This is a genomic window from Martelella sp. K41-7 (assembly GCF_055808365.1).
On record NZ_CM147867.1, the window covers coordinates 589,603 to 616,311 of the forward strand.

25 protein-coding genes and 1 pseudogene are annotated in these 26,709 nt (G+C 59.0%); 14 read left to right on the forward strand and 12 right to left on the reverse strand.

Annotated elements, in window-relative coordinates; genetic code table 11:
* The 4 genes from AC0L7L_RS02765 to AC0L7L_RS02780 all read left to right on the forward strand — a co-directional run bounded on the left by AC0L7L_RS02765 (position 1) and on the right by AC0L7L_RS02780 (position 3,651).
* Entirely contained in the window at positions 1 to 1,107 is a 1,107-nt protein-coding gene (locus tag AC0L7L_RS02765) for a TRAP transporter substrate-binding protein (protein ID WP_272210167.1), read from the forward strand.
* A gap of 167 nt (positions 1,108 to 1,274) precedes the next feature.
* The gene (locus AC0L7L_RS02770) at positions 1,275 to 2,495 is read left to right on the forward strand and encodes an NAD(P)/FAD-dependent oxidoreductase (RefSeq protein WP_272210168.1); all 1,221 of its coding nucleotides are present in this window, start codon (positions 1,275 to 1,277) and stop codon (positions 2,493 to 2,495) included.
* 128 nt (positions 2,496 to 2,623) lie between these two features.
* Positions 2,624 to 2,914, forward strand: coding sequence for a LacI family DNA-binding transcriptional regulator (locus tag AC0L7L_RS02775; RefSeq protein ID WP_473511786.1), 291 nt, complete (start codon positions 2,624 to 2,626; stop codon positions 2,912 to 2,914).
* Positions 2,915 to 2,949: 35 nt separating this feature from the next.
* Positions 2,950 to 3,651, forward strand: coding sequence for a substrate-binding domain-containing protein (locus AC0L7L_RS02780; protein ID WP_473513747.1), 702 nt, complete (start codon positions 2,950 to 2,952; stop codon positions 3,649 to 3,651).
* A 198-nt stretch (positions 3,652 to 3,849) separates the two neighbouring features.
* On the opposite strand, the gene AC0L7L_RS02785 is transcribed toward AC0L7L_RS02780, so the two are convergent.
* On the reverse strand, positions 3,850 to 4,491 hold the full coding sequence (locus AC0L7L_RS02785; RefSeq protein WP_272210171.1) for a 50S ribosomal protein L25/general stress protein Ctc: 642 nt from the start codon (positions 4,489 to 4,491) through the stop codon (positions 3,850 to 3,852).
* Positions 4,492 to 4,764: 273 nt separating this feature from the next.
* Between AC0L7L_RS02785 and AC0L7L_RS02790 the strand changes: the two genes are divergently transcribed.
* Positions 4,765 to 6,846 (forward strand): putative bifunctional diguanylate cyclase/phosphodiesterase, encoded by a 2,082-nt coding sequence (locus AC0L7L_RS02790; RefSeq protein ID WP_473511789.1) that lies wholly within the window; start codon positions 4,765 to 4,767, stop codon positions 6,844 to 6,846.
* On the opposite strand, the gene AC0L7L_RS02795 is transcribed toward AC0L7L_RS02790, so the two are convergent.
* The 6 genes and pseudogenes from AC0L7L_RS02795 to lgt form a co-directional block, all read right to left on the reverse strand.
* On the reverse strand, positions 6,843 to 7,775 hold the full coding sequence (locus AC0L7L_RS02795; RefSeq protein ID WP_473511791.1) for a ribose-phosphate pyrophosphokinase: 933 nt from the start codon (positions 7,773 to 7,775) through the stop codon (positions 6,843 to 6,845). The genes AC0L7L_RS02790 and AC0L7L_RS02795 overlap by 4 nt on opposite strands.
* Before the next feature lie 138 nt (positions 7,776 to 7,913).
* On the reverse strand, positions 7,914 to 8,777 hold the full coding sequence (locus AC0L7L_RS02800; protein WP_272210173.1) for a hypothetical protein: 864 nt from the start codon (positions 8,775 to 8,777) through the stop codon (positions 7,914 to 7,916).
* Between the two features lie 91 nt (positions 8,778 to 8,868).
* A pseudogene (locus AC0L7L_RS02805) lies at positions 8,869 to 10,021 on the reverse strand (M24 family metallopeptidase).
* 45 nt (positions 10,022 to 10,066) lie between these two features.
* A complete protein-coding gene (gene pgeF / locus AC0L7L_RS02810; protein ID WP_473511794.1) occupies positions 10,067 to 10,885 on the reverse strand; it encodes a peptidoglycan editing factor PgeF in 819 nt (272 codons plus the stop codon).
* A gap of 54 nt (positions 10,886 to 10,939) precedes the next feature.
* Positions 10,940 to 12,040, reverse strand: coding sequence for a class I SAM-dependent methyltransferase (locus AC0L7L_RS02815; protein WP_473511796.1), 1,101 nt, complete (start codon positions 12,038 to 12,040; stop codon positions 10,940 to 10,942).
* A gap of 2 nt (positions 12,041 to 12,042) precedes the next feature.
* Positions 12,043 to 12,897, reverse strand: coding sequence for a prolipoprotein diacylglyceryl transferase (gene lgt, locus AC0L7L_RS02820; protein WP_272210179.1), 855 nt, complete (start codon positions 12,895 to 12,897; stop codon positions 12,043 to 12,045).
* A gap of 181 nt (positions 12,898 to 13,078) precedes the next feature.
* Here lgt and AC0L7L_RS02825 point away from each other — a divergent pair, with 181 nt between their 5' ends.
* From AC0L7L_RS02825 to AC0L7L_RS02840, 4 genes are all read left to right on the forward strand, one after another.
* Entirely contained in the window at positions 13,079 to 13,342 is a 264-nt protein-coding gene (locus AC0L7L_RS02825; RefSeq protein WP_473511798.1) for an accessory factor UbiK family protein, read from the forward strand.
* Positions 13,343 to 13,751: 409 nt separating this feature from the next.
* On the forward strand, positions 13,752 to 14,252 hold the full coding sequence (locus tag AC0L7L_RS02830) for a type III secretion system chaperone family protein (RefSeq protein ID WP_272210181.1): 501 nt from the start codon (positions 13,752 to 13,754) through the stop codon (positions 14,250 to 14,252).
* Between the two features lies 1 nt (position 14,253).
* A complete protein-coding gene (gene proC / locus AC0L7L_RS02835) occupies positions 14,254 to 15,075 on the forward strand; it encodes a pyrroline-5-carboxylate reductase (RefSeq protein WP_473511804.1) in 822 nt (273 codons plus the stop codon).
* A 15-nt stretch (positions 15,076 to 15,090) separates the two neighbouring features.
* The gene (locus AC0L7L_RS02840) at positions 15,091 to 15,432 is read left to right on the forward strand and encodes a tRNA-binding protein (RefSeq protein WP_272210184.1); all 342 of its coding nucleotides are present in this window, start codon (positions 15,091 to 15,093) and stop codon (positions 15,430 to 15,432) included.
* Positions 15,433 to 15,436: 4 nt separating this feature from the next.
* Here the strand turns inward: AC0L7L_RS02840 and AC0L7L_RS02845 are convergent, their stop codons facing one another.
* The 3 genes from AC0L7L_RS02845 to AC0L7L_RS02855 form a co-directional block, all read right to left on the reverse strand.
* Positions 15,437 to 16,783 (reverse strand): ATP-binding protein, encoded by a 1,347-nt coding sequence (locus AC0L7L_RS02845; protein ID WP_473513748.1) that lies wholly within the window; start codon positions 16,781 to 16,783, stop codon positions 15,437 to 15,439.
* A 105-nt stretch (positions 16,784 to 16,888) separates the two neighbouring features.
* Positions 16,889 to 17,584 (reverse strand): response regulator, encoded by a 696-nt coding sequence (locus tag AC0L7L_RS02850; RefSeq protein WP_272210186.1) that lies wholly within the window; start codon positions 17,582 to 17,584, stop codon positions 16,889 to 16,891.
* Positions 17,565 to 18,104: a MarR family winged helix-turn-helix transcriptional regulator gene (locus AC0L7L_RS02855; protein ID WP_473511809.1), complete on the reverse strand. Its 540-nt coding sequence runs from the start codon at positions 18,102 to 18,104 to the stop codon at positions 17,565 to 17,567. Before AC0L7L_RS02855 ends, AC0L7L_RS02850 begins: the two co-directional genes overlap by 20 nt.
* A 158-nt stretch (positions 18,105 to 18,262) precedes the next feature.
* Here AC0L7L_RS02855 and AC0L7L_RS02860 point away from each other — a divergent pair, with 158 nt between their 5' ends.
* Positions 18,263 to 18,910 (forward strand): MBL fold metallo-hydrolase, encoded by a 648-nt coding sequence (locus tag AC0L7L_RS02860; RefSeq protein WP_473511811.1) that lies wholly within the window; start codon positions 18,263 to 18,265, stop codon positions 18,908 to 18,910.
* A 10-nt stretch (positions 18,911 to 18,920) separates the two neighbouring features.
* Here the strand turns inward: AC0L7L_RS02860 and purN are convergent, their stop codons facing one another.
* On the reverse strand, positions 18,921 to 19,571 hold the full coding sequence (gene purN, locus AC0L7L_RS02865; RefSeq protein ID WP_473511813.1) for a phosphoribosylglycinamide formyltransferase: 651 nt from the start codon (positions 19,569 to 19,571) through the stop codon (positions 18,921 to 18,923).
* On the reverse strand, positions 19,568 to 20,641 hold the full coding sequence (purM, locus tag AC0L7L_RS02870; protein WP_272210188.1) for a phosphoribosylformylglycinamidine cyclo-ligase: 1,074 nt from the start codon (positions 20,639 to 20,641) through the stop codon (positions 19,568 to 19,570). Before purM ends, purN begins: the two co-directional genes overlap by 4 nt.
* Positions 20,642 to 20,963: 322 nt before the next feature.
* On the opposite strand from purM, the gene AC0L7L_RS02875 reads away from it, so the two are divergent.
* The 4 genes from AC0L7L_RS02875 (at position 20,964) to ppx (ending at position 26,692) form a co-directional block, all read left to right on the forward strand.
* Complete coding sequence (locus AC0L7L_RS02875) at positions 20,964 to 22,091, forward strand: AI-2E family transporter (protein WP_272210190.1); 1,128 nt, start codon at positions 20,964 to 20,966, stop codon at positions 22,089 to 22,091.
* A gap of 2 nt (positions 22,092 to 22,093) precedes the next feature.
* Entirely contained in the window at positions 22,094 to 22,789 is a 696-nt protein-coding gene (gene hdaA / locus AC0L7L_RS02880; protein ID WP_473513750.1) for a DnaA regulatory inactivator HdaA, read from the forward strand.
* A gap of 181 nt (positions 22,790 to 22,970) precedes the next feature.
* Positions 22,971 to 25,157 (forward strand): RNA degradosome polyphosphate kinase, encoded by a 2,187-nt coding sequence (locus tag AC0L7L_RS02885; RefSeq protein WP_473511817.1) that lies wholly within the window; start codon positions 22,971 to 22,973, stop codon positions 25,155 to 25,157.
* An 11-nt stretch (positions 25,158 to 25,168) separates the two neighbouring features.
* On the forward strand, positions 25,169 to 26,692 hold the full coding sequence (gene ppx, locus AC0L7L_RS02890; protein WP_473511819.1) for an exopolyphosphatase: 1,524 nt from the start codon (positions 25,169 to 25,171) through the stop codon (positions 26,690 to 26,692).
* The last annotated feature ends 17 nt before the right edge of the window (positions 26,693 to 26,709 follow it).

The following is a 26,709-nucleotide window of genomic DNA, read 5'->3' on the forward strand; positions in this document are numbered from 1 at the left end:
ATGGATCGCCGCACATTCTTCAAAAAGGCGGGCGTTGCTTCGGCCGGCGCACTTGCCCCGGCAGCACTCGCCGCACCTGCCATCGCGCAGGAAACACCAAAGCTCAACTGGCGCCTTTCGTCCGCCTTTCCGCAGTCGCTCGACATTCTCTATTCCGGCGCGACCGGGATTGCCGATCGCGTCCGCGAAGCGACCGATGGCAATTTCGACATTCAGGTTTTTGCCGGTGGCGAACTGGTTCCGCCGTTGCAGGTGCTTAATGCCGTGCGCGACGGCACCATCGAAATGTGCCACACGCCGTCCTACTACTATATCGGCCAGGACATGACCTACGGCCTCGGCACTGCCGTTCCGTTCGGCATGAATGCCCGGCTTAAGAACGCCTGGCTCTATCAGGGCGGTGGCAATGACCTGTTTGACGCCTTCTTTGCCGAACAGGGCGTCTGGGGCCGTCCGGCCGGCAATACCGGTGCGCAGATGGGTGGCTGGTTTTCCAAGGAAATCAACTCCCTTGAAGACCTGAAGGGCCTGAAGATGCGCATTGCCGGTCTCGCCGGACAGGTGATGGCGAAACTCGGCGTCACACCGCAGCAGATCGCCGCCGGTGACGTCTACTCAGCGCTTGAGCGCGGCACGATCGACGCCACCGAGTTTGTCGGTCCCTATGACGACCTCAGCCTCGGCCTCGTCGAAGTTGCCAAATATTACTACTACCCTGCCTGGTGGGAAGGTGGTCCGGTGATCCACGCCTTCACCAACCTCGACAAGTTCAACGAACTTCCAGCAAGCTATCAGCAGATCCTCCGCGATGCATGCGATGCGGTCAATCTCGACATGCTGGCTCGCTATGATGCCGGCAATCCGAAGGCGCTGCGCCAGCTGGTTGCCGAGGGTGCCATCCTCAAACCGTTCAGCGACGAGATTCTCGATGCCTGCTATGCGGTTTCTCAGGAAACCTTTGCCGAAATCTCGGCGGAGAATGCCTGGTTCAAGCGCATCTATGACAGCCAGCAGGCTTTCAAGAAAGATGCTTATCTCTGGATGCAGCTTGCCGAGTTCTCCTTCGACAAGTTCATGATGGTTCAGCAGCGCAAGGGCAATCTCTGAACCGCGCCAGAAGCTGTCAAACAGAGCTACAAGAAGCCCGGAGCTTGCTGCCGGGCTTCTTGCCGTGGTCTGCGGATGGTGGCAGTCTGTTACATGATTGACGGATTCGACGCCACAGCGTAGCGCATGGGGCGTCTCGATGAAGAAAACGGAAAAGAGGGTAAGGCGTGTCGGATAGGATTGTGATTGTTGGAGCTGGGCAGGGCGGCTTTGCCGTTGCGGCGAAACTCCGGGCACTCAAGGACCACCGTCCTATCACCCTTATCGGCGCTGAAGCCGTTCCGCCGTATCAGCGTCCACCTTTGTCGAAAAAATACCTGCTTGGTGAGATGGCGTTTGAACGGCTGCTTTTCCGGCCAATGGATTGGTACGCCGAAAACGGCGTCGAGCTCAGGCTGGAGTGCTTCGTCGAGCGGATCGACCGGGAGGCGAAAACCGTGGCGATGCAGGACGGCACCACGATTGAATACGGCACGCTGGTCGTTGCGACCGGCGCATCACCGCGGCGGCTGCCCAAGGATATCGGTGGCGAGCTCGACGGTGTCTTTGTCATGCGTGACAAGACAGACGCGGACCGGCTTGCAGCCGTCATGAAGCCGGGAGCCAGGCTTCTGGTCGTTGGTGGAGGATATGTCGGCCTGGAAGCGGCTGCCGTGGCGCGCAAATTTGATGTTGATGTCACAGTCATCGAAATGGCTGATCGTATCCTGAAGCGCGTCGCCGCGCCGGAAACAGCAGCGATCATGGGTGAAATACATCGCTCACACGGGGTCGAAATCCTGGAAAATACCGGATTGGTGCATCTGGAGGGCGAGAACGGCCATGTTAGGCGTGCTGTGCTGTCCGGCGGCACAACGATCGAGGTGGGCATGGTTGTGGTTGGGATCGGCGTGACGCCGAACGACCAGCTTGCCAAGGAAGCGGGCCTGACGGTTGCCAATGGCATTGTCGTGGATGCGTTCGGGCGGACTTCCGATCCGGCGGTTTTCGCCGTCGGTGACTGTGTTGAGCTACCCTTCAAGGGCGAGCGCATTCGCCTTGAATCCGTTCCCAATGCGGTTGATCAGGGCGAAGCGGTTGCTGCAATTCTCACGGGGTCGCACATGCCGTACGAACCCGAGCCTTGGTTCTGGTCAGATCAGTATGATGTGAAGCTGCAGATAGCTGGTTACAATGGCGGCTATGACCGTGTCGTCACGCGCGACGGTGCACGTGAGGGCAGCAAGTCGATCTGGTATTTCAAGGGGATGGAGTTGCTGGCCGTCGACGCTATCAACGACGCGCGTGCCTATGTTTGTGCTAAGAAGCTACTGGCTGCGGGAATCAATCCTGCGCCCGATGCCATTGCGGATCCACAGACGGACCTGAAGGCGTTGACCAGTCGGTGACCGTCAGCGCGACATCGTGCTTTGCCTTGGGTCCGGACTTGGGGCATTGTATTTTGGTTTGGAAGCGAATTCCATAGATTGATATAGGGCCGGAGCTATGCCGGTCAGCGAAATAGGGGATTGAAGAATTGTCTTTTCGGCTGAGGGGCGGCTCTAAGTCACGAACTACATTAAGCGATGTCGCACGCTTGGCGGGTGTAAGTCCGATCACCGTTTCGCGCGCCCTGCGCGAGCCGCACAAGGTCAGCGACAAGTTACGCGAAGCGATCCTGGATGTGGTGGAGGAGATCGGCTATGTGCCGAACTTTGCCGCCCGGGCGCTTGCAAGCCGTCACAGTGGTATCGTCGCCGTCCTCGCACCTATTTTGGAGATGAGCGGTTTTTTCACGCCGCGCGCGGGGTCGAGGATCGCTTTCTGAACAGCGATGTCACGACCCAGTTTGCCAATATTGGGCTGAACGCGGCGGAAGAGGCGAAGCTTCTGAGGCTTTTCGTTGCCCAGAACCCCGCTGGCATCATTTTGGAGAGCGTTGCTGAATTTCCCGTCAACAAGCCGTTGATCGCGGAGCTTGGCTGTCCCGTTGTCCAGATGATGGATACGAGCATTGAGCCGCTGGATATGGGAGTGGGTATCCGCAATCGCGAAGCGGCCGCTGCTGCAGTGGATCATCTGCTCTCAAAAGGTTACGAACACATCGCTCTGCTCGGTGGCGGAAAGGACATCCGTTCGCGTCGTCGCTTCGAGGGGTATCGCGACGCGCTTTTGAAAGTCGGGCGTTACGACCCGGCCTATGTCTTCGAGGCCGAGGGTGGCAATCCAATGGAGCAGGGGGTGAAGTTGGTGGATGCCCTGCGCTCTCGCATGCCTCAAATCGATGCGGTCTTCTGTCACAATGACAGGCTCGCAATGGGGGTCTATTTTGGTGCCCAGCAGATGGGCGTCCGCGTGCCGGAGGAATTCGGCATTTGTGGATATTACGGTTTGGATTTTGCCGAGATGGCGGAATCGCCCCTGACGTCCGTGCATGTGCCGCTCTACGAAATCGGCTTCAAGGCAGCGGATATGATCATGCGTTATCTGGCCGATGGCGTGAGGCCGGATGCCGCCGTTGAACTGCCGTTTGAGATCATTGATGGCAACTCGACGCGTCGCTGACGTAACGCCTCCTCACCAACCGACACGCTCCCTTCGGTGACCGCGCAATTCTAGCAGTGGCCCAATCCGATCGCATTTTCAGGCTGGAGCGGTGATAACGCTTTGCGGCCGATCCCCATGATGATGGCCTAACTCCGGGTATGCAAAAGCCGCAGGCAAGGCCCGCGGCTTTCAAAGAGCGTCGGTAAAGGGCTGCGCTTACTCTTCGGCGCCGCCTTCTTCTCCGGTTGCTTCTGCACCGTCTTCAGCGTCGTCCTTTTCGGATTTCAGGCCGGCCGGAGCAGCAATCGTGGCGATGGTAAAGTCGCGATCAGTGATAACTGGGTGCACGTTTTCCGGAACATTGACGGAGGAGATGTGGATCGACTCGCCTAGCTCGGCTGTTGCCAAATCAACCGTAATGCTGTCGGGAATGGCATTCGCCGGGCAGTTGAACTCGACCTCATGGCGTACGATGTTCAACACGCCGCCCTTCTTGATTCCGGGGCAGGTTTCATCATTGATGAAGTGCACAGGAACAGCGACGGTAACGGTGCTCTTTTCGGAGACCCGCAGAAAGTCGATATGCATCACGAAGTCGCGGACCGGGTCGAGCTGGTAGTCCTTGGGGAGGACCATGTATTTCTTCTTGCCGACTTCGATCGTGAAGGTGGTGGTCATAAAACCGCCGCCAAAGATCCGCTTGGTTACTTCGTTGCGGGAAACCGCAATCGAAACCGGGGCTTGCTTGTCGCCGTAAATGACGGCGGGCACCATGCCGTTGCGGCGCAGTTCACGGGAGGACCCCTTACCGACCCGTTCGCGCGCTTCGGCCGTGAGCAGCGAGCTGTTATCGCTCATGGCATTTCCTTTCAGGTTGTCTGGAGCGTTTTGCCGGCTTCTGTTTTTGCCCGCAAAACGGAGGGCACGCCCTCATTCGCGCTGCCTCCAAGGGTGTCTGCGCGAACGGGCTGTCCATATAGGAGGTAAGCGAAAAAGGCAAGCGTGTTCGCCGTTGCAGACGTCATAATACAATCGTCATCGAGGACAATTTGTTGTTGTTCCGGCATAGTCCCAAGCGCTACTAATGAGTGTCACGGGGCTATTTCACGGCCAGATACCCGGAGGGACAAGTTGGACGCACTCATTTCATGCGTTGTTGTCGACCATACACATCGTTCGCTCTTTGCTGCGCTTTTCATTGCGTTTATCGGCAGCTACCTGGGTGTCAGCCTCGTTGTCCGTGTTCGCGTCATGTCGCTGGAGTATTCCTGGCCGTGGCTGGTTCTTGCCGGCATTGTTGGTGGCATGACAATCTGGTGCACGCATTTTATTGCGATGCTTGGTTACAGGCTGGATCTGCCGTACTCATTCGATCCGGTTCTGACCTTCCTGTCGCTAGGCGTTGCGATCGCCACTACAACGTTCGCTATGCTGGTTGGTTGCAGCGGCGGCAAGACGCTGCTGATAGAGGCGGGCGGTTTGGTCTTCGGGCTGGGCGTAGCCTTGATGCATTTCATCGGCATGGCCGGCTTCAATGTACCGGCGCGGTTCCACTGGTCACCAGGTTATGTCGTCACCGCGGTCATGCTGGGCGCACTTGGCGGCCTGATTTCCAGTTCCGTGATCGCTCGTGCCAATTGGCGTTGGAATAAGGCGCTCGGGGCGGCTTTCGTGGTGGTCACGATCTTCGCCGTCCATATGATCAGTCTGGTCGGCCTCTCCGTCGTCCCTGATGGTACGGTCCACTGGCCCAATGCTGGGCTCCAGCCGCAGACGATGACGTTTTTCACCGCGCTGGCCGTCAGCGTGGTAGTTGTCCTCGGCCTCGCGCTTCTGATGCTTGATGCCAAAAACCAAGAGCTTGTCTCCGCTCAGCTCCATCGGGCGAGCTCACACGATGCTTTGACGGGGCTGCCAAACCGGCGGGCTTTGATCGAGGAGCTGCAGAGATCGCTGGAGCAAACACGCAGAGGGTTGTCATTTGCGCTTGGTTTTCTCGACATCAAGGGCTTCAAGGAGATCAATGTCGTACACGGCAATGCTGCAGGTGATGATATTCTGGGAATGCTGGCGCAGGGTCTCGTCAGTGTCCTGCCGGCTGATGCTTTCGTTGCGCGTACCGGAAATGACGAGTTTGCAGTTCTACTGCGTGGCTACAGCCGCCGCCAGGATGTGTTGAAGGTCTGTCGCCGTGTGATGAACGAGCTGACGCGCCCCTTTGTCTGGGGCGGCAAGAAGATAGAGATCGTGCTTCATGCAGGCTGTGTGATCTGTCCGGCCGATGGTGCTGTGGCTGACGAGCTTATCGCCCGCCTCGACGCAGCTCTGCAGCGCGCCAAGCGTGGAAAGGGCGGAGAGCTTATCTTTTACGACGAAAAACTGGATCACGGTGAGCGACATCTGAATGCGCTGGCGCTCGACATGCGACGCGCTCTTGAGGACGGCGAGTTCCGTCTTTTTTATCAGCAGCAGCACCTGACGGATGACCGTACGATTTTCGGATTCGAGGTCCTGCTGCGCTGGTTTCACAAGGATCATGGGCTGATTGCGCCGGATGATTTCATTCCTGTTGCCGAGAAAACCGGCTTCATCGGCACGCTGGGAGAATGGGTGTTGCGCGAGGCATGCGCCGATGCGGTACGCTGGAAACAGCCGTATCAGGTTGGCGTCAATGTTGCCGCCCAGCAACTCGGTGATATTCGCTTCCCTGAAAAGGTGGCGGACATCCTGAGGGAAACGGGGCTACCCGCAGAGCGTCTTGAACTGGAATTCACCGAGAGTGGCATTATCGAGAATGTGCATCGTGCGGATGAGACCTTCGCCAGACTTAAGGCGCTTGGTGTCAGGATCGCCATGGACGATTTCGGGACCGGCTATTCATCGCTGGCGACGTTGCAGCAATTTCCCTTCAACAAGATCAAGGTCGACCGCTCATTTGTCTCGGGCCTGCCCCAGGACACGCTGTCGGCAGCGATCATCCGCTCAACGGTCATTATCGGAAAGAGCCTCGGTCTCAAGGTTCTGGCCGAGGGTGTCGAGACGGAGGAGCAGCTGGAGTTCTTGCGGCTCGAGGGCTGTCCCAGCGCCCAGGGCTATTATTTCGGAAAGCCCAAGCCCCGCAGTGAAATCGACGCGATCGTGAATGAGGATGGTGTTTTCGGTAAGCCGGAATTGCAGAGCACGCCTGAACCGGCACAAGACCAGGCTAGCTAGTCGAAAAGGCTCGAGACGGAGGACTCGTGGCTGGTCCTGTTTATCGCTTCGCCGATGAGTGCGGCCGTCGAAATCACGCGGATATTGCTCGAAGCGACCATTTCGCCGCGCGGCTGGATCGAGTCGGTAATTACCAGTTCTTCAAGCTTGGATGAACTGATGCGCTGCACCGCTGCGCCCGAGAGCACGCCATGGGTAATGTAAGCGGTGACAGAAAGCGCGCCGTTGTTCAAAAGCGCCTCGGCGGCATTGCAGAGCGTGCCGCCGGAATCGATAATGTCGTCGATCAGGATACACTCCCGACCTTCGACCTCGCCGATGATATTCATAACCTCGGATTCACCGGGACGTTCACGCCGCTTGTCGACGATAGCCAGCAGACAGTCTAACCGCTTGGCAAGCGCGCGGGCCCGCACAACGCCGCCGACATCGGGCGAGACCACCATGACATTGTCGAGATTGCGGCGCGCCTTGATGTCACGCGCAAGGATCGGCAAAGCATAGAGATTGTCGGTCGGGATGTCGAAAAAACCCTGGATCTGGCCAGCATGCAGGTCAAGCGTCATCACGCGGTTGGCGCCGGCCTGGGTGATCAGATTGGCAACCAGCTTGGCTGAAATCGGTGTGCGCGGTCCGGGTTTGCGATCCTGCCGGGCATAGCCGAAATAGGGAAGAACCGCCGTGATGCGCCGCGCCGATGAACGCCGGAACGCATCGATCATGATCAGCAATTCCATCAGGTGGTCGTTGGTCGGAAACGAGGTTGACTGGACGACGAAAACGTCCTCGCCGCGCACATTTTCCTGAATTTCAACGAAGATTTCCTGATCGGCGAACCGCCTTACGCTCGCCTTGCCCATCGGGACATTGAGATAGTTGCAAATCGCTTCGGCAAGCTGTCGGTTGGAATTGCCCGCGAAAACCTTCATGTCATATCGCCCGTTGCGTCTCACTGCCCGCTTTTTAACTGGCTTCCCGGCGAATGCAAGGTGGTTGTTACGGTATCGTGACGGATTCAGCCGACTTTCCCGGCTTGTCTTTCATCACAGGTGCCTGTTCGTGGTGTTTTAACCCTGACTATCGAGCCAGGCGAGTAGCGAACCGACCGATTTCTGTCCGATATCCGCCATCATGGCCGGAGTTACGCCATCCCACGGATCGGTGCCGGAGAAGCCTGTATCCGTCGAGGGCTCGCTGCCTTGAATGCGGTGAAGGCGCAGTCCGTCAGGTCCGATGACATCCCAGACATAGACTACCGAGACCACACCATTCTGATTGACGACGGAGAAATAGCCCTTGAGGCTTAGGTCTGCGGTCGCCTGGTCCATCGGTACTATGGTCAGCCCGGCGGCGCGTACGCTGTCGCCGAGGCGAGCGGAAAGCGGTTCGAGCTTGTCCGAGGGGGCGCCGATGATCGGCAGGAAGCGAACTGACTGGATGATCGTAACCGGGGTTGTTTGCGCTGAAGCGGTTTGTGGTGTTGCTGCGGGTTGAGCCATGGCAGTCAGCGCTGCGGTCTGCTGAGGCGCGGCGACGGGAGTCGGAGACGCGGCCTGTTGCGGTGATGCCGCCACCTGCGGTGCAGGTTGCGAAGCCACTTGGGCAGCAGGTGTCGCTACGCCGGCTTGCTGCGTTTGGCCGAGTTGTTGTGCCTGTTGGCCGAATGTGCTCGGTGGACGACCTCTACCGGGCGTGGTGTCATAGGCCGTTGCGGTTTGCTGGACATATGTTGCTGCACCGGCCGGCCCGCCTGCGCTGGCGGGCGTTGCCAGGTTCTGGCGGGAGGTAGCGGTCTCGGCCACCGGCGGTGGAGTCTGATAGGCTTGAGGGGCCGCAGCGCCAACCGTTGCCGGCGGTGTTGACGACACTGTCAGCATGTCGCTGGTGGAGCAGGCGGAAAGCAGGCCCGCAGCAATAAAAATGCCTGCCATCCGGAACATTCGACCACGCCCTTTCCCTTGAAAATACATGTGATTTTCGGGAGAGGGCGCAGCCTTGTCAAACGATGGCGGTCATCATGCTTTATTTTGTGTAAAGGTCGAGGGTGAGCCGCGAAAGCGGCCTTGGATCGTCCTCGCCGGTCAGATAGGTACGGCCGAGCGTCATCGCCGTGCCGCTGTCGGAATCCATAATGATGATGTGCACGAACAGCGACATCGAAGGCAGGATCGGGTTGGGGTTCCCGGCGTGGAACATCTGGTGTTCCATCCATGACGGCGCGAACCGCGCGCCAAGCGAATAGCCGCAGGCGTTCAGCCGGTGGCGCGACAGGCCGCGGCTGTCCATGATCTCGGCATGTTTGTCGAAAACATCGCCGAAACTGTGCCCCGGACGCAAAAGCTCCTCGATGGCTTCAAGGGCAGCCTTGCCCGCACCATAAAGCGCGTGGTGTCTGTCTGTAGGCTCGCCGATCACGACCGTGCGCATCGCCGCAACGTGATAGTGCGCCCAGACGCCGGCCCATTCGAGGGTGAGTTGGTCGTTATCAGAAAGCGTCCGGCGGCCTGATTTCGACCTGCAGAGCAGCGCGCTTTCGCCAGAACCGATGATAAAATTATTGGCCGGATAGTCGCCGCCGCCGGAAAGCACCGCGCCCTGCATTGCCGACAGGATTTCGCCTTCATCCGCTCCGGGTTTGATCAGGGGGAGCGCTGCATCGAAGGCGTCGTCACACAGGGTCGCCGCCTTTTCGATGCAGGTGATCTCGGCCGGGCTTTTGATCAGACGCAGATTGCTGACCAGATAGGACGAGATCCTCAATCTGGCAGAAGGTCGACAGTTGCTCATCCAGCAGATGGGCGGACCGTCCGGTCATGCCGTGGGTGTCGTATTCGACGCCGATACGGCAGCCGAGCAGATCAAGATCGGCCAGCATTTCCTTAAGGTCGCGGCTCGGGTCTGTCTGGCCACGGTCGACCCAAATGCGGATATCGCTGATATTGGAGGTCTGGCGAGCCTGACGGACATCGGCCGAGCGGGTCAGAAGTGTCATCTTGCCGTCGGCGGTCACAGCCAGGCACTGGAAAAATACGAAACCGAATGTGTCGTATCCCGTCAACCAGTACATGCTCTCCTGCGCGAACAGCAGCACGGCATCGAGTTTCTTGGCCGCCATCGCGCTTTTCAGCCGCGTCAGCCTGTCTGCATATTCGTCGCTTTCAAAAATCAGCGCCATATCTGTCTCCCCGGGCGTGCATCGCACGCAGTTGAAGTACGAGGCTCATTGAGCCGCAATCGAAATCGCCGAAATCTGGCGGCCGTAATCCGGCTCGCCGCGATGGGTTGAGCGGCGATAGGAAAAGAAATCCCGCTCGTTCTCGTAAGTGCACTGACCGATGATGTCGTGCGCAATGCCTGCGCGGTCAAGTTTCAGGCCGATGAACCCGGCAAGGTCGAACAGGGCATGGCCGTCCGTTTCGGCAGGCGAGAAGAAACGCGAGAATGTGCTGTCGGCTTCTGTGAAACGGTCGATGAATTCCGGGCCGACCTCATAGGCCTTACTACTGATTGCCGGCCCCAGACTGGCGACAATCGCCTCCCGTCTTGCACCGAGCGATATCATCGCCTCTGCGGTTGCCTCCAGAATGCCGCCAAATGCGCCGCGCCAGCCCGCATGGGCCGCGCCGATGACGCCGTTTTCCGGATCGGCGAACAGCACCGGGCCGCAATCGGCTGTCAACACGCCGAGAACAAGACCCGGCGTTCTGGACGCAAGGCCATCGGCGCGCGGCCGTTCTCCGGCAAACGGTGCCGCAACGCCAACCGCATCCGCCGAATGGCATTGATGGAGGTTGACAAGACGGGCAACGTTTTCGCCGAACCATGCGGCGACTTCGGCACGGTTCTCGGAGACGTTTTCAGCCGCGTCATCGGATCCGGCGCCGCAGTTGAGGCTTTCATAGATGCCAGTCGAAGTGCCGCCCCGGCGTGTAAAAAAGCCGTGACGAATACCCGTCTCGGAAAGCCGCGCAGTGAGAAGCGGGCTTTGAACCGGGGCAGGGGCTGTCTCTCTCTCGGCTGTTCGGCCGGGCTGAAGCATTGCAGTATCCTGTTGCATGTTTTGGCGGATGGTGGTGCGCGGAGAGCCTGTTTGTCAATCCTCAACGTCGAAAGGGATAAGTCGAAGATGATGGCTTGATGCGCACAATACCTTGAAAAGATTACCCATTTCATCAGCGTCTTCACCTGCGAGCCGGCGGGCAGCTGCGACGATCTGTTGCTGGGTGCCGGTGTCTTTTCCCCGACCAAGCTCAGAGGCCCGGGGACCGAGGCCGAGACCTGCCAGAAAGGCGCCCTGCATCATCATCGGGTGGACTTGAAGCCCTTCATGCTGTGCCACTCCGGCAAGGGCGGCGAAATCCACATGGCTGGTAAGGTCGGCTTCGCCCGGATGGGCAAGCGGCGGATCGAAGCCATGGTCGCGGACGGCCTGCAGCGTGTCTCCGAACCCGCTCTTTAGGTGGCCGTAATCGATGATCAGTGCACTGCCGCCTTCTTTTTTAAGCCTTTCGGCAAGCGTTGCCATCAGTGCTTCGCGCACCGGTGCAGGCTCGAAGATCGCGCCGTCGGGCTGCACTTTCCAGTTTTCGGGAAGCCCGGCGGGGTCAAGCAGGGCCGGGGACACACCGAAGGCCAGCGCGCCTTTGTCGTCAAGTGTCACCACGCGCTCGAAAAAGCCTGATCCGGCCTTAACGAACTGGCGGGTTGCGATGGCGTCGAACAGCTCGTTGGCGACAAACAGGGTGAAGCCTTCCGGCGCTTCGACGAGATTGTCAATCCAGCCGATCCGGTCGGCGTGGCATTTGAGCGTTTCAGCCTGCCGCGCGCGCAATGGTAGGCTGGTTTCCATCAGCGTTACGCTGAGCCCGTTGTAAAGATCGGGTGAAAGCTTCGCGATGACATTCAGAACATCCGCCATCATCGTGCCGCGCCCGGGACCGCCTTCGATCAGTACGGTCTGTTGCGGGCGGCCGTGTTGTTGCCAGGCCTGGATCAGGAAAATGCCGATGAGTTCGCCGAAAAGCTGCGAGATTTCGGGCGCCGTGGTGAAGTCACCACTGCGACCCAGAGGATCGCGAGTGCGGTAATAGCCATGGTCGGGATCAGCGAGGCAGAGGGTGAAATAGGTACTGACCGGCATCGGACCGCCGGTCTCGATCATGGTCTTGATCTTGTTGCCAAGCGGCGTGGTCACGATCATTTGCCCGTGTCTTTACGCCTTGCCATGCAGCCGGAATACCAGATGCCCCAGAGCCCTGCGATCAGCATTGGCAGGGAAAGCAGCATTCCCATGGTCAGCCAGCCGCCGAAAAGATAGCCAAGCTGCGGGTCCGGTTCGCGGAAGAACTCCACGAAAATGCGCGACAATGCGTAAAGGCAGATGAAGATACCGCCCGTCAGCGCCGGCCGCTTCAGTGTGTGATAAAACTGCGTGGCGATGAACAGGATCACGAGTATGGCGAGCCCCTCAAGGCCGGCCTCGTAAAGCTGGCTCGGGTGGCGCGGCAGCGGGCCGGCGCCGGGAAACACCATCGCCCAGGCAACATCGCTGGCCCGTCCCCAAAGCTCACCATTGATGAAATTGGCAAGCCGACCGAATAACAGGCCGATCGGAGCGACGGCCGCCATCAGGTCGAGCAGCGACCATGTGTTGATGCCGTGCTTGCGCGAGAAGATCACCATCACGGTGATCATCCCGATCAGGCCGCCGTGGAATGACATGCCGCCGTCCCAGATCTTGAACACGACCAGCGGGTTGGAAAGGAATGCGCCGGGCGCGTAAAACAGCATGTAGCCGAGTCTGCCGCCTACGACGATGCCGACCACCGACCAGGTGACGAAATCGTCCAGCCGCGCCAGTGGCATCGGCGGCTTTCCGGCAGGCCAGAGCTGGTCTTTCTTCAGCAGCCAGCGTGCATAGAGCCAGCCGAGCAGAATGCCCGCAACGTAAGCCAGTCCGTACCAGTGTATCTGCAGCGGCCCGAGACGGATCGCCACGGGATCGATGGCGGGATAGGGCATGGCGGCGAGCATGATGTGGTCTGGCAGCAAGGTTTGAAATCCTCTATGGTCGGCGGGAAGATGGCGACATAATGCGGTCTGGTCAAGCTTCCCGCAGGGCGAATAGTCCGCACATTGTGCGCTGCCGGGCTTGCGCCTTCAAACCGATCTCACTACCTCATGGAGAGGCACCGAGATGGTGCGTCCCGGCATCGCGACAGGAGAAACCGACATGACATCCGGCACCACCCGTATTCTCGACGATCTGGCGAAACTGATGACCGACGCCGCAGGCTCGGTCCAGAGCGCAGGCAAGGACCTCGAAACCGCGGTGAAAGCGCAGGTGGAGCGTTGGCTGAACAGCATGGACGTGGTCCAGCGCGAGGAGTTCGATGCCGTGCGCGATATGGCGATCAAGGCGCGCGACGAAAACGACGAACTGCGTTCGCGCATCGAGGCGCTTGAAGCAAAGCTGAACGAAAAGACCGGGAAGTAATCAAAGCCTGAGGCTTTTGAAAAAGCGGATTATGAATAAGCAAAGCAGGTCTCTTCGAGATCTGCTTTTTGCATTGTCGGAGACATCGCTGTCATCAGATACTGGTCCGGCTCGGTTCTGAGAGGCCCTTTGAAACCATCCGGCAAAACTATCACCAAAAAAATCCAGCCTGTGGACATGGTTAAAAAAGGCAATTCACTGAATCATTTAGGTCGTGGGCCTGAATCATTTTCGGAACGCAAAAATGATAGATCACTAGAAAGCAGAGCCCGGGGGCTGGTGTTGGCGTTTGCGCATTATACACTGATTTTAATAGATGATTCGAAATGGAGCCCGGTGCGTGCATCGCGGGGAGGCCGGCCACGCAAATGGCTGGAGCCAACGGGCAGCGATCGGAAAAAGGTGGTTTATGGGTCTTGGTCTTTTGGAAATAGAACGTCTGAACAATCCGGTCGACATGATCGAGTTCGTGGCTTCCACGAATGACTGGAGTTTCGAGCGTTCCGGAGAGGACGAGATCGCGATGACGGTCGGTGGCCGTTGGGCCGACTATCACGTGTCGTTCTCGTGGATGAACCAGCACGAAGCGCTGCATCTTGCCTGCGCCTTCGATCTGCGCGTTCCCGACCACCGGGTGACCGAACTGGTGCGCCTGCTCTCGCGCGTTAATTCCCAGGTGCTGATGGGCCATTTCGATTTCTGGCCGTATGAGAATGTGGTGGTGTTCCGGCACTCGCTGCTTCTGGCTGGCGGTGCCGAGCCCACCAACCAGCAGGTCGAGGGTACGCTTTCCAACGGTCTTGACTCCTGCGAGAATTATTTCCAGGCCTTCCAGTTCGTTGTCTGGTCCGGCATGTCTGCTGATGATGCGATGAAGGCGGTGTTGTTCGAAACGGTTGGAGAGGCCTGATATGGCGGATCTCAGCGATATTGATGGGCTGGTTTTGGTCGGTGCCGGCAATATGGGCGGGGCTATGCTGTCCGGCTGGGTTACGGGTGGGGTCCGCCGTGAAGCGATCACAGTGATTGATCCGAACCCTTCCAACAGCATCAAGAGCCTTCTGGATCGTAGCGGCATCCGCCATACGGTGGCACTGCCGGACAATGTCAAGGCGAAGATCCTGGTTCTCGCGGTCAAGCCGCAGGTCATGTATGCGGTGCTCGACACGCTTGCGCCGGTGATTGATGAGGACACTCTTGTCGTCTCCGTTGCCGCCGGCAAGACGCTTCAATATTTCGAGGAGCGCCTTGGAAAACTTGCGATGATCCGCACAATCCCGAACACGCCGTCCATGGTTGGGCGCGGGGTCATTGGCGCTTTTGCCAATGGCCGCGTCAGCGAAACGGCACGCGAAGAGGCAGACATGCTGCTAGCAGCCGTCGGTCAGGTCGAATGGGTGGAAAAGGAAGCCGATATCGACGCCGTAACCGCGATTTCGGGAAGCGGCCCTGCTTACGTCTTCTATCTGGTCGAGTGCTTGGCTGAAGCGGGGCGTAAGCTCGGTCTTGATAAAGACCTCGCCATGCGGCTTGCACGCGGCACGGTGACGGGTGCGGGGGCGCTGATGGATGGGTCGGAGGACGATGCCGGCACACTGCGCAAGAATGTGACGTCCCCGGGCGGCACGACTGCTGCCGCGCTGGAGCATCTGATGGCCGAAGAGGGCTTGCAGCCGATTTTCGACCGTGCCCTTGAAGCGGCCTGCAAGCGCTCAAAGGAACTGGCGGGCTGAGCCGGGAGTGCTGTTATGAGGAACGAGATTACCTTTGACGACTTTCTGGAGGTCGATATCCGCGCAGGCACGATCATCGCGGCAGAAGCCTTTCCCGAAGCCCGCAAGCCTGCCTACAAGCTGAAGATCGACTTCGGATCCGAGATCGGCGTGAAGAAATCCTCCGCCCAGATCACGGTGCACTATACGCCCGAAACGCTCGTCGGCCGGCAGGTGATGGCGGTGGTGAATTTTCCACCGCGCCAGATCGGGCCTTTCCGCTCTGAAGTCCTGACACTCGGCATGGCGGACGACAATGGCGATATTGTCCTTGCCGCCGTCGACAAACCGGTCGAAAACGGCGCGAAGCTTCACTGAACCATCAGCACGGAATGTGAATTGATGCCCGAAGCCCGCCGAGCGGGCTTTCAGAAAGTACCACATTGCCGCCATGGGCACGGGCGATATCGCGGGCGATCGCCAAACCGAGGCCGGTGCCAGACGAGTCCAGGTTGCGCGCATTGTCGAGCCGCAGGAACGGTTTGAACACTTCCTCACGCATATCCTCGGCGATGCCGGGACCATCATCGTCAAACGAAATCGACAGCCATTTGGCACCGTGCTTGGCAGTAATCTCCAGGCGGCTGGCGTGGCGCTTGGCGTTGGAGGCGAGATTGCCGACAAGCCGGGCGAAGGCGTTTGGGCGCACGGTTACCGCGTCATCGCCGACGACGACATATTGCAGTGACTTGCCGGAAAGCTCAAAATCCTCCTGCTGGCGCTTGAAAAGCGCTGACAGGCTTGCCGTTCCGGTGGTCTCCTCGGCATCGCCCCGGGCAAAGTCGATATAGCCCTCCAGCATTTTCTGCATTTCCTCGATATCCTGATTGAGTGCCTCGACCTCGGGACTGTCGCCGATCAGAGCAAGCTGCAGTTTGAACCGCGTCAGGATGGTGCGCAGGTCGTGGCTGACACCGTTGAGCATGGTGGTGCGCTGCTCGATCTGGCGTTCGATCCGTTCGCGCATCAGGATAAAGGCAAGACCCGCGCGCCGGATTTCAATCGCGCCGCGCGGCGTAAAGGGTTGTGACGAGACTTGCCCCTTGCCGAAATCATCTGCGGCACGTGTCAGCTTCAGGATAGGACGGATCTGGCCGCGCAGAAACAGTGTGGCGATGCCGATCAGTACAAGAGAAGTGCCGACCATCCACAGGATAAAGATGTGGGTGTTCGAGGCATAGGTCATCGAACGACGGGCAAAAATTCTCAGGATCCCGGCTTCAAGCTTGATGCGGATTTCAACCACCCGCGAATCGCCCAGAGTATCGATCCAGAAGGGGCGGCCGATCTTGGTTGAAATCAGCTCCGCCAGCACCTGATCCAACAGGCCAAAAAACGGTTTTGGCAGCGGCGGCGGAAGCTTGCCTCCGGGTTCGATAGCGACCCTCAGCCCCATGTCGCGCGCGGCAATCGACACGATTTCTTCCTGATAGTCGGCATCGGTGGTGTCGATGAGATCGATGATTGCAGCAATGTCACCGGTCACAGCATCGGCGAGCCGGCGGGTCACCATCTGCCAATGGCGCTCCATGAAGACCGTGGCGACAACCGCCTGAAGCAGTAGCATCGGGATGATGATGATCAGCAGCGAACGTGCGAAAAGACCGCGCGGCAGGCGGTGATGCGTCCAGCGGCCGACGATCTTGTAGGCCCAGAATAGATGACGCAGGCCCGGAAGCCGCGCGAGCGCACGGAATGCCTGACGCAGGCTCTCGGCGACGTTCTCGCAGATATTCTTCAAGCTTTGGCGCAGATGTCTCAAGGACACACCCTGTTAGTCCCGGTTCAGCCGGTAGCCGATGCCGCGCACCGTCTGCAGGTAACGCGGATTGGCCGGATCGCTCTCGATCTTGCGCCTGAGCCGGTTTATCTGCACATCGATCGTGCGTTCGTTGATCTCTGTGTCGGAGCTGACCAGGTCGTAGCGCGCGACGGTTTCGCCTGCCTTCTGCGCCAGCATGGCCATGATGTCCTGCTCGCGCTCGGTCAAACGGATGGGCGTTGCGCCCTGTTTCAGCTCTCGGCGGGACAGCGAAAAAGTGAAGGGTCCGAACATGATCTGCTCGATTGCCATCGTTTTGGGGGCTTGGGAGCGGCGCAGGATATTACTGATACGGAGCAAGAGCTCTCGTGGCTCGAAGGGCTTGGCGAGGTAGTCGTCGGCACCAGCCTCAAGCCCTTCTATACGGGCATCGGCTTCGGCCCTGGCGGTCAGCAGTAATACCGGTATCGGGCGCATTTTGCTGAGATCCCGGGTCAGCGACACGCCATCCTCGCCCGGCATCATCACATCCAGCACGAGAAGGTCGAAGTCGAGCCCTTCAAGCTTGCGCCGGGCTTCTGCCGAACTCCCGGCGGTTGAAACGCGGTAGCCTTGTTCGCTGAGATAGCGTTTCAAAAGCGTGCGGATGCGGGTGTCGTCGTCGACGATCAGCAGATGTGCTGCATCGTCAGCAATCTCCCTGGTCATGGGTTACTCCCGTCATTGGCTGAGAGCAGGGCGCCGCAGCGGTTTGCGGGGTCGGCATTGCACATCCGCGCCAGAAAAAGCTTAACAGCCCCCGTTCGCTTTCCGGCAGGTCTTTCAGCGCACATGCAATGCGTTCCAGCTGCGGTGCAAGCAATTGCTGGCGCAGGCTTTCACCCTTTGAAGAAAGAAACAGGCGGCGCTGGCGGCGGTCTTCGGGGCCGGTGGTCTGGCCTACATAGCCGCCGTCGATCAGCTGTTTGAGAACACGGGCGAGGCTCTGCTTGGTGATCCCCAGTGTTTCGAGCAGATCGGCGACGCTCATGCCCGGCCGGCTGCCGACGAAATGCACAACGCGGTGGTGCGCGCGGCCAAAGCCGATCTCATCAAGGATGGCGTCCGGATCGGAGATGAAATCACGGTAGGCGAAGAACAGCAGTTCGACGATCTCGAACTCCGCTTCGCCTTCATCACGGTCCGGACCGGTGAATTCATCCGTTCTTGTCGCATGGCTTTTCGACACTGAAGCTTGCGTCCTTTCGCCGTTTTGCATTTCCCGGACGGCAGGGGTTTTGCAATCAAATCAAGTCTGACATAGGTGTTGCAATAGGTTTAGAGCGGTTCACCGTGAAATGGAAGCCGCAGCGCCGGATCGAGTAAAAGGGACAAGAAGAGCATACCATGGCACAGCTTCAAGCCGGGATCATTCCCGTCACACCCTTGCAGCAGAACTGCACCGTGATGTTCGATCTGGAAAGCCGGGAGGGCGTCCTCGTAGATCCGGGCGGTGATGCCGAAGTGATTGTGCAGACCATCGAGGAAAACGGCATCAAGCTTCAGGCGATCTGGCTGACCCATGGACATCTCGACCACGCAGGCGGGGCGATGGACATGAAGGAGCAACTGGGCCTTGAAATCATTGGCCCGCATGAGAATGACAAGTCTGTTCTGGAGGCGATTGAGGAAAGCGCGTTGAAATTCGGGATGGCGGGCATGGTCCGTAATGCCTATCCCGACCGTTTCCTGACGGAAGGGGAAACGCTCAGTTTCGGTGAGCATGAATTCGAGGTGTTTCACACCCCCGGCCATTCGCCGGGACATGTGATCTTCTTCAACAGGCGACAGAAATTCGCCCATGTCGGCGATGTTCTGTTCCATGGCTCGATCGGCCGCACCGACCTGCCGGGTGGCGATCACGAAACCCTTCTGAACTCGATCCGCAACAAGCTGTTGCCGCTCGGTGACGATGTCGGTTTCATCTGTGGCCACGGTCCCGGTGGCCGGATCGGTGAAGAACGACGCACCAATCCTTTCATTCAGGGGCTTTGAAAAACGTGCTTCAGCCCGCGAGGATGGTCTGGCTATCGTCGAACCCGGCGTTGCCGGTAAAGACTGCCCGTCCGTCTTCCATGCGTACACTGCCTGTGGCAAGGCGGCGCAGCGCAGCGGGGTACAACCGGTGCTCGACGGTCAGAATGCGTGCGGCAAGGCTCGCGGCCTCGTCTCCGGGCACAACCGGAACGACGGCCTGGCCGATGATCGGCCCTTCATCCATGCCTTCCGTAACAAAATGAACGGTGCAGCCCGCGACACGCATGCCGGCGTCGATGGCGCGCTGGTGAGTGTTGAGGCCGGGAAACAGCGGCAGCAGCGAGGGATGAATATTGATGATACGGCCCTGATAGGCGCGAATGAAGTCGGCTGAAAGCAGCCGCATGAAACCGGCAAGGCATATGAAATCGGGCCGAACGTCTGCAAGCAGGTCGAGCATTGCCTGTTCATGGCCGGCCTTGCTGTCGTAATCCTTGCGCGGCAGCGCATAGGCGGGGATCGAAAGTGCGCGGGCCTTATCGAGGCCCATCGCATCCGGCTTGTCGGCGATCACCGCCACGATTTCGGCGGGAAAATCATCCGCCTTGGCGGCTTCGGCGAGCCTGACCATGTTCGAGCCGCTTCCCGAGACGAAAACGGCGACGCGCTTCTTGGTCATAGATTGATCATGCCCTTGTAGACCGTGCCGTCCATGCCGCGTTCGCGGGTGATGATCCGGCCGAGCGCAAATGCGGTCTCGCCTTCGCGCGTCAAAACCTCAAGAACCGCATCAAGATCTTCGGCCTTGCACACGCCGATCATGCCGACACCGCAATTGAACGTACGCATCATTTCAGCCGGCGCCACACCGCCTGCGCGCGCAAGCCAAGAAAAGACTGCCGGTACGGAAATCGCTTCAAGATCGATTTCGGCGGAAAGTGTCTTCGGCAGAACGCGCGGAATGTTTTCGGGAAAGCCGCCGCCGGTAATGTGGGCAAGGGCCTTGATCGCCCTGGTCTCGCGGATCGCGGCCAGAAGCGGTTTTACATAAATGCGGGTCGGCTCCAGCAAGGCTTCGCCAAGCGACTTACCCGGGGCGAAGGGCGCTGCGGCCTGCCAGCCGAGGCCGTTCATTTCGGCAACGCGGCGCACCAGCGAAAACCCGTTGGAATGCACGCCGGAGGACGCAAGGCCGAAGATCACATCGCCGTCTTCAAGATTTGCCGCTGGCAGAAGTGCGCCGCGTTCGGCAGCGCCCACAGCGAAACCGGCGAGATCGTAATCACCTTTGGAATACATGCCCGGCATTTCGGCGGTTTCGCCGCCGATCAGCGCGCAGCCGGCCTGCCGGCAGCCCTCCGCAATTCCCTCGACGATGGTCGCGCCTTCATTCGGGTCCAGCGCGCCGGTCGCGAAGTAATCGAGGAAGAAAAGTGGCTCGGCGCCCTGCACGACCAGATCGTTGACGCACATGGCGACAAGGTCGATGCCGACGGTGTCGTGCTTGCCTGCCTCGATGGCGATCTTTAACTTGGTGCCCACACCGTCATTGGCAGCAACCAGTACAGGGTCAGTAAAACCCGCCGCCTTCAGGTCGAACAGGCCACCGAAACCGCCGATTTCGCTGTCGGCGCCTGGACGGCGCGTCGATTTGACGGCCGGCTTGATCATTTCGACCAGAAGGTTACCAGCATCGATATCAACGCCGGCATCGGAATAGGTCAGTCCGTTTTTGCGGTTCTCGCTCATGGGGAAATCCTCATGCAAATTCGAAAGGTGGGCATTGCACGGGTTTCGGTTCGATGCAAGCGGAGAGGCGGGAAGCCGGTGCCGATATCGACAAAAAGCCCTGTCTTCGGGCCATGGAGCAGGGTGGAAAGTCGGTTTTTTGCCGGTGGATATCGGGGAGGCCCGTCGGGACCCTCATCGTTGAGACTTGACGCTGAAGGCGCAATGTCCAACAAACGGAGCGTGGCGGATGTCCCTGCTGGCGGCGTTTGGCCCGTGCTTTTCAACAATGCTGGCAATCGCTTCATCGTTCCGGAGCGGGTCGGCAACGGGAGTGTGGTAGATGACAGGACGCATCAGCGGCGCGGGCCTTCGCAGACAGGTGATATTCTGGCTCCTGTTCGCGGCCTTTGTGGCGCTCTTCCTCTATGTGTTCCGCAGCATTCTGCTGCCCTTCGTGGCGGGCATGGCGTTGGCCTATTTCCTTGATCCGGTTGCCGACCGGCTGGAGAAACTCGGCATGAACCGCTTGTGGGCGACGACGGCAATCATGCTGTTTTTCCTGCTCGCCGTCATTGTGGTTCTTCTGCTGTTCATTCCGCTGATCGTATCGCAGGCGTCCGATGTGGTTCAGCAATTCCCGAAATATGTTGCGCAGCTGGAGCACCTCGTCCAGACGACGCAGCTGAGCAAACTTGTGGACTGGGGGAACAACCAGCTCACGGATTTGAGCGAGAATGTTGGCAAGATGCTGTCCGGCGGTGCCTCCATTGCCAGCACGCTCTTCGGCAGCATCTGGAGCTCGTCGATGGCGGTCGTCAACGTCGTCTCCTTTGTGGTTCTGGCGCCGGTGATTGCATTTTACCTACTGCTTGACTGGGACCGGATGATTGCCAAGGTCGACCAATGGATCCCGCGCGGACAGGTCGACGACGTGCGCTACCTGGCGCGCGAGATCAACAGCGTCATTTCCGGTTTTGTGCGCGGACAGGGGTCGCTCTGCCTGATCCTCGGCATCTATTATGCCGCAGCGCTCAGCCTCGCAGGGCTCAATTTCGGCGCCCTGATCGGGCTTTTCGCAGGATTCGTCAGCTTTATTCCCTATCTCGGATCGACCTCGGGTCTCGTCTTGTCGATGGGCGTCGCATTGTTTCAGTTCTGGCCGGACTTCTGGATGATCGCGCTGATCTTCGGCATTTACCTGTTGGGGCAGTTTCTTGAGGGCAATATCCTGCAGCCCAAGCTCGTCGGTGGCAGCGTACGTCTTCATCCCGTCTGGCTGATGTTCGCGCTGTTTGCATTCAGTGTGCTGTTCGGCTTTGTCGGTCTGCTTGTGGCGGTGCCGGTAGCAGCGGCGGTGGGTGTTCTAGTGCGCTTTGCAATCGACCGCTATCTGACGAGCGATCTCTATTGGGACGGTATCGAGCATCACACCGAAGAGACGACATCGGTGCAGAAAGAAGAGAGCTGAGCCTGGAAGCCGTGACGAAAAAGCCCGACATCCTGCAACTACCGCTCGCCCTGAGCCACGATTCGGCGGCCGGCCGCGAGCATTTGCTGGTCTCCGCCTCGATTGCACCGGCGGTTGATCTCGTTGACTGCTGGCCTCACTGGCGCGCGCCGGTCGTGATCTTGAGCGGTCCGCCGGGTTCCGGCAAGAGCCATCTTGCCACCATATGGAAGGGTGTGAGCACGGCGCGTGACGTGACCGACAGTTTGCGCATGGGGCGTTCTGTGCCCTACAGGCAGGGCGCCTTTCTGTTCGAGGACGCGGATCGCGCGGAGTTTGACGAGACCGGGCTCTTCCACCTCATCAACACCGTCCGTCAGTATGGCGGAAGTCTGCTGATCACGGCGCGTTCGGCGCCGGGCCTCTGGAATGTCGCGCTTGCCGATCTTCGTTCACGGCTTCAGGCGGCAACGCTGGTCGAAATCGGAGCGCCGGATGATGAACTGCTTCGCCAGATCATCTTCAAACTATTTTCCGACCGTCAACTGGAAGTTGATCAGCGGGTGGTCGCGTATCTTGTGTCGCGTATGGAACGCTCTCTCGATGCCGCTTGCCAGATCGTCGACCAGATCGACCGGTTTGCGCTGGCACGCGGGCGCCGGATCACGCGTGCGCTGGCCGCTGAAGTGCTCTCTGAACGCGAAAATGCCCAGCGGTAGCTTTAGCATTCAAACGCAAGCGAAATTCACATTGTCCTGCTTGCAAGCGCTGATAAACTGGGTGATTCTGGTGTCGTGTCACAGTTTCGTTGCCAAAGTCGGATAGTTCGGCAGGTGGTGACGCCATCGTTGCGGTGATGCGTGACCGTGTCTTAGCCAATGAGAGGGAAAAGCTGAAACCATGGAAAATATTTTGTCGCGTGTGGATGGTGTGAACGATCTCAACGGAGCCGAAGACCTGATCCGGAGCCCCGAGCGCTTCATCAACCGCGAGTTTTCCTGGCTGCAGTTCAACCGGCGTGTTCTTGAGGAAACGCTGAACCCGGCCCACCCGCTTCTGGAGCGTGTGCGCTTCCTGTCGATTTCGGCGGCCAATCTCGACGAATTCTTCATGGTCCGGGTCGCCGGTCTGGAAGGCCAGGTGCGCCAGGGCGTGACCATGCTGTCGGCAGACGGCAAGACACCGGCCGAGCAGCTTTCCGATATCCTGCGCGAAATAGACAATCTGCAGATGGAACAGCAGGCCGCGCTTGCTGTGCTGCAGCAGTATATGGCCAATGAAGGCGTCGTGATTATTCGCCCCTCCGTGCTGTCGGATGAGGATCGCGCCTGGCTCACCAATGAATTCGAGCGCGGCATATTCCCGGTTCTGACCCCGCTTTCCATTGATCCGGCCCATCCGTTCCCCTTCATTCCCAATCTCGGTTTCACCATGGGGCTGCAGCTTGTCAGCCGCCATGGCCGTGATCCGATGAATGCGCTTTTGCGCCTGCCGCCCTCTATGAACCGCTTCGTGCGCATGCCCGATCTGGACGGCACGATCCGCTACATCACCATGGAAGACGTGATCGGCCTGTTCATCCACCGGCTTTATCCGGGGTACGAGGTGCAGGGGCTTGGTACATTTCGCGTTATCCGCGACAGCGATATCGAGCTTGAGGAAGAGGCCGAGGATCTGGTGCGCTACTTCGAAACGGCGCTGAAGCAGCGGCGTCGCGGATCGGTGATCCGGATCGAAACCGACAGCGAGATGCCGGCATCTCTACGCCATTTCGTGATCCATGAACTCAGCGTTCCCGAAGACCGCGTTGCCGTTCTGCCGGGGCTTCTGGCGCTCAATACGCTGTCTGAAATCACCAAGGCGCCGCGCCCCGACCTTCTGTTCAAATCGTTCAATCCGCGTTTTCCCGAGCGCGTACGCGAACATGTTGGCGACAGTTTTGCAGCGATCCGCGAAAAGGACTTCGTGGTCCATCATCCTTACGAATCCTTCGATGTTGTGGTCCAGTTCCTGATCCAGGCCGCGCGTGATCCGAATGTTCTGGCGATCAAGCAGACGCTTTACCGCACCTCCAATGATAGCCCGATCGTACGCGCGCTGATCGATGCGGCCGAAGCCGGCAAGTCGGTAACGGCGCTGGTGGAGCTGAAGGCGCGGTTTGACGAGGAGGCCAATATCCGCTGGGCGCGCGATCTGGAACGCGCCGGCGTCCAGGTGGTCTTCGGTTTTATTGAGTTGAAGACCCACGCGAAACTGTCGCTGGTGGTTCGCCGCGAAGACAATAATCTGAGAACCTACTGCCATATGGGGACCGGCAATTACCATCCGATCACGGCCAAGATCTATACCGATCTCTCCTATTTCACCTGCGATCCGAAGATTGCCCATGATGTTGCGGAAGTGTTCAACTTCATCACCGGCTATGGTGAACTTGAACAGAACATGCGGCTCGCAGTCTCGCCGCGCACCATGCGCCCGCGTATCCTCGAACATATCGAGGAAGAGATCGAGCACGTTCGCAACGGTTTGCCGGGCGCGATCTGGATGAAGATGAACTCGCTGGTTGATCCCAAGATCATTGATGCGCTCTACCGGGCCAGCGGCGAGGGTGTGAAGATCGATCTCGTGGTGCGCGGCATCTGCTGCCTGCGTCCCCAGGTGCCGGGACTCTCGGAAAATATCCGGGTCAAATCGATCGTCGGCCGCTTCCTGGAGCACTCTCGGATCTTCTGCTTCGGCAATGGCCACGGTCTGCCGTCGGAGAATGCACATGTCTATGTCGGCTCGGCCGATCTGATGCCGCGCAATCTCGACCGGCGCGTTGAAACCATCGTGCCGCTGACCAATCCGACTGTGCATGAGCAGGTGCTTTCACAGATCATGCTGGGCAATATCATTGACAACCAGCAGAGCTACGAGATACTGCCCGACGGAACCTCACGTCGGGTGGAGCCGCGCGAGGGCGAGGAACCGTTCAACGCGCAGGAGTACTTCATGACCAATCCGAGCCTTTCGGGCCGCGGTGAAGCTTTGAAATCGAGTGCGCCAAAGCTCATCGCCGGGCTTTTGTCTGGCCACAATAAATAAGCCGGTATTTTATGGTCGAGTCAGAAGCACAGGGGCGCCTTCCAGGCATAAACCCTGTCTCCGTGGTCGATATCGGGTCAAACTCGGTTCGTATCGTTATCTATGAGGGCTTGTCGCGTGCGCCGACGGTCCTCTTCAACGAAAAGGTCCTGTGCGGCCTCGGACGCGGCATCGCCGCTACCGGCAAGATGAACGAGGAAGGCGTTGAGCGTGCCTTGAGAGCGCTCAAACGTTTCAAGGCGCTCGCCGAACAGGCCCGTTCGGGCACCATGCATGTGCTGGCCACCGCTGCTGCGCGCGAGGCCGAAAACGGACCAGCCTTCATCGCATCGGCCGAAGAAATCCTCGGCATGGAGATCCGGGTTCTCACCGGCCGGGAAGAGGCGCTTTATTCCGCATACGGCATTATCAGCGGCTTTTACGAGCCCGACGGCATTGCCGGTGACCTTGGCGGCGGTTCGCTGGAGCTCATCGACATCAAGGACAAGACCTATGGTGACGGCATCACCCTGCCGCTCGGCGGTATTCGTCTTTCCGAGCTGTCGGAAGGCTCGCTGACCAAGGCGCGTAACTTCGCGAAAAAACAGGTCAAGAAGGTCGGCTTTCTGGAAAAGGGACGCGGCCGGACCTTTTATGCGGTCGGCGGCACATGGCGTAACATCGCCCGTCTGCACATGGAAATGACAGATTATCCGTTGACCATGATGCAGGGCTATGAGCTCGGCTATGAGGAGATGATGAATTTCCTCGACCGGATCGGCGAGGACGAGGATCAGAAGGACGAGGCCTGGCAGGCGGTTTCGAAAAACCGTCGTATGTTGCTGCCTTTCGGTGCTGTTGCCATGCGCGAGGTGCTGAGCGTCATGGAGCCGAAATCGATCTGTTTTTCCGCGCAAGGTGTGCGTGAGGGTCTGCTTTATTCGCTGCTGAGCAGCGAGGATCAGCAGCAGGATCCGCTTCTGGTGGCATCACGGCAGCTTGCGCTTTTGCGCGCACGCTCGCCCAAGCATGCCAACGAGATTGCCGCATGGACGGGGCTGATGCTGCGGCGCTTCGGTATTGAGGAAACACCGGAAGAGGCGCGTTACCGTCAGGCAGCCTGTCTGCTTGCCGATATCAGCTGGCGCGCGCACCCCGATTTCCGCGGGCCGCAATCTTTGAACGTGATCGCACATTCCTCGGTCACCGGCATTACCCATCCCGGACGCGCCTTCGTCGCGCTTGCGAATTATTACCGCTTTGAAGGCTTGCGTGACGACGATCATACCAATGGTCTCGGCACCATCGCCACGCCGGAACTGCTCGACAGGGCAAAATTGCTCGGCGGGCTGCTGCGTGTCGCCTATCTGTTCTCCGCCTCGATGCCGGGGATCGTCGGCGCGCTGGATTTCCTGCCGGGCAAGAAGGACAGCGATGTGGATCTCGAACTGGTGGTGCCGGCGCAATATGCTGATTTCATCGGAGAACGCGTCGAAGGCCGCCTGCAGCAACTTTCCAAACTGACTGGTAAGAATTTGGCGATTGCGACGGTTTAAGACCGCAACGCGAGGCT

Excerpts from the sequence above, each read along its gene's own strand:
- AC0L7L_RS02860 (WP_473511811.1), top strand. The coding sequence starts at position 18,263 with ATGGCACAGCTTCAAGCCGGGATCATTCCCGTCACACCCTTGCAGCAG.
- proC (WP_473511804.1), top strand. The coding sequence starts at position 14,254 with ATGGCGGATCTCAGCGATATTGATGGGCTGGTTTTGGTCGGTGCCGGC.
- AC0L7L_RS02885 (WP_473511817.1), top strand. The coding sequence starts at position 22,971 with ATGGAAAATATTTTGTCGCGTGTGGATGGTGTGAACGATCTCAACGGA.
- AC0L7L_RS02795 (WP_473511791.1), bottom strand. The coding sequence starts at position 7,775 with ATGAAGGTTTTCGCGGGCAATTCCAACCGACAGCTTGCCGAAGCGATT.
- AC0L7L_RS02825 (WP_473511798.1), top strand. The coding sequence starts at position 13,079 with ATGACATCCGGCACCACCCGTATTCTCGACGATCTGGCGAAACTGATG.
- AC0L7L_RS02875 (WP_272210190.1), top strand. The coding sequence starts at position 20,964 with ATGACAGGACGCATCAGCGGCGCGGGCCTTCGCAGACAGGTGATATTC.
- AC0L7L_RS02765 (WP_272210167.1), top strand. The coding sequence starts at position 1 with ATGGATCGCCGCACATTCTTCAAAAAGGCGGGCGTTGCTTCGGCCGGC.
- AC0L7L_RS02785 (WP_272210171.1), bottom strand. The coding sequence starts at position 4,491 with ATGAGCGATAACAGCTCGCTGCTCACGGCCGAAGCGCGCGAACGGGTC.
- AC0L7L_RS02800 (WP_272210173.1), bottom strand. The coding sequence starts at position 8,777 with ATGGCAGGCATTTTTATTGCTGCGGGCCTGCTTTCCGCCTGCTCCACC.
- ppx (WP_473511819.1), top strand. The coding sequence starts at position 25,169 with ATGGTCGAGTCAGAAGCACAGGGGCGCCTTCCAGGCATAAACCCTGTC.
- pgeF (WP_473511794.1), bottom strand. The coding sequence starts at position 10,885 with ATGCTTCAGCCCGGCCGAACAGCCGAGAGAGAGACAGCCCCTGCCCCG.
- purM (WP_272210188.1), bottom strand. The coding sequence starts at position 20,641 with ATGAGCGAGAACCGCAAAAACGGACTGACCTATTCCGATGCCGGCGTT.
- AC0L7L_RS02830 (WP_272210181.1), top strand. The coding sequence starts at position 13,752 with ATGGGTCTTGGTCTTTTGGAAATAGAACGTCTGAACAATCCGGTCGAC.
- AC0L7L_RS02840 (WP_272210184.1), top strand. The coding sequence starts at position 15,091 with ATGAGGAACGAGATTACCTTTGACGACTTTCTGGAGGTCGATATCCGC.
- purN (WP_473511813.1), bottom strand. The coding sequence starts at position 19,571 with ATGACCAAGAAGCGCGTCGCCGTTTTCGTCTCGGGAAGCGGCTCGAAC.
- AC0L7L_RS02850 (WP_272210186.1), bottom strand. The coding sequence starts at position 17,584 with ATGACCAGGGAGATTGCTGACGATGCAGCACATCTGCTGATCGTCGAC.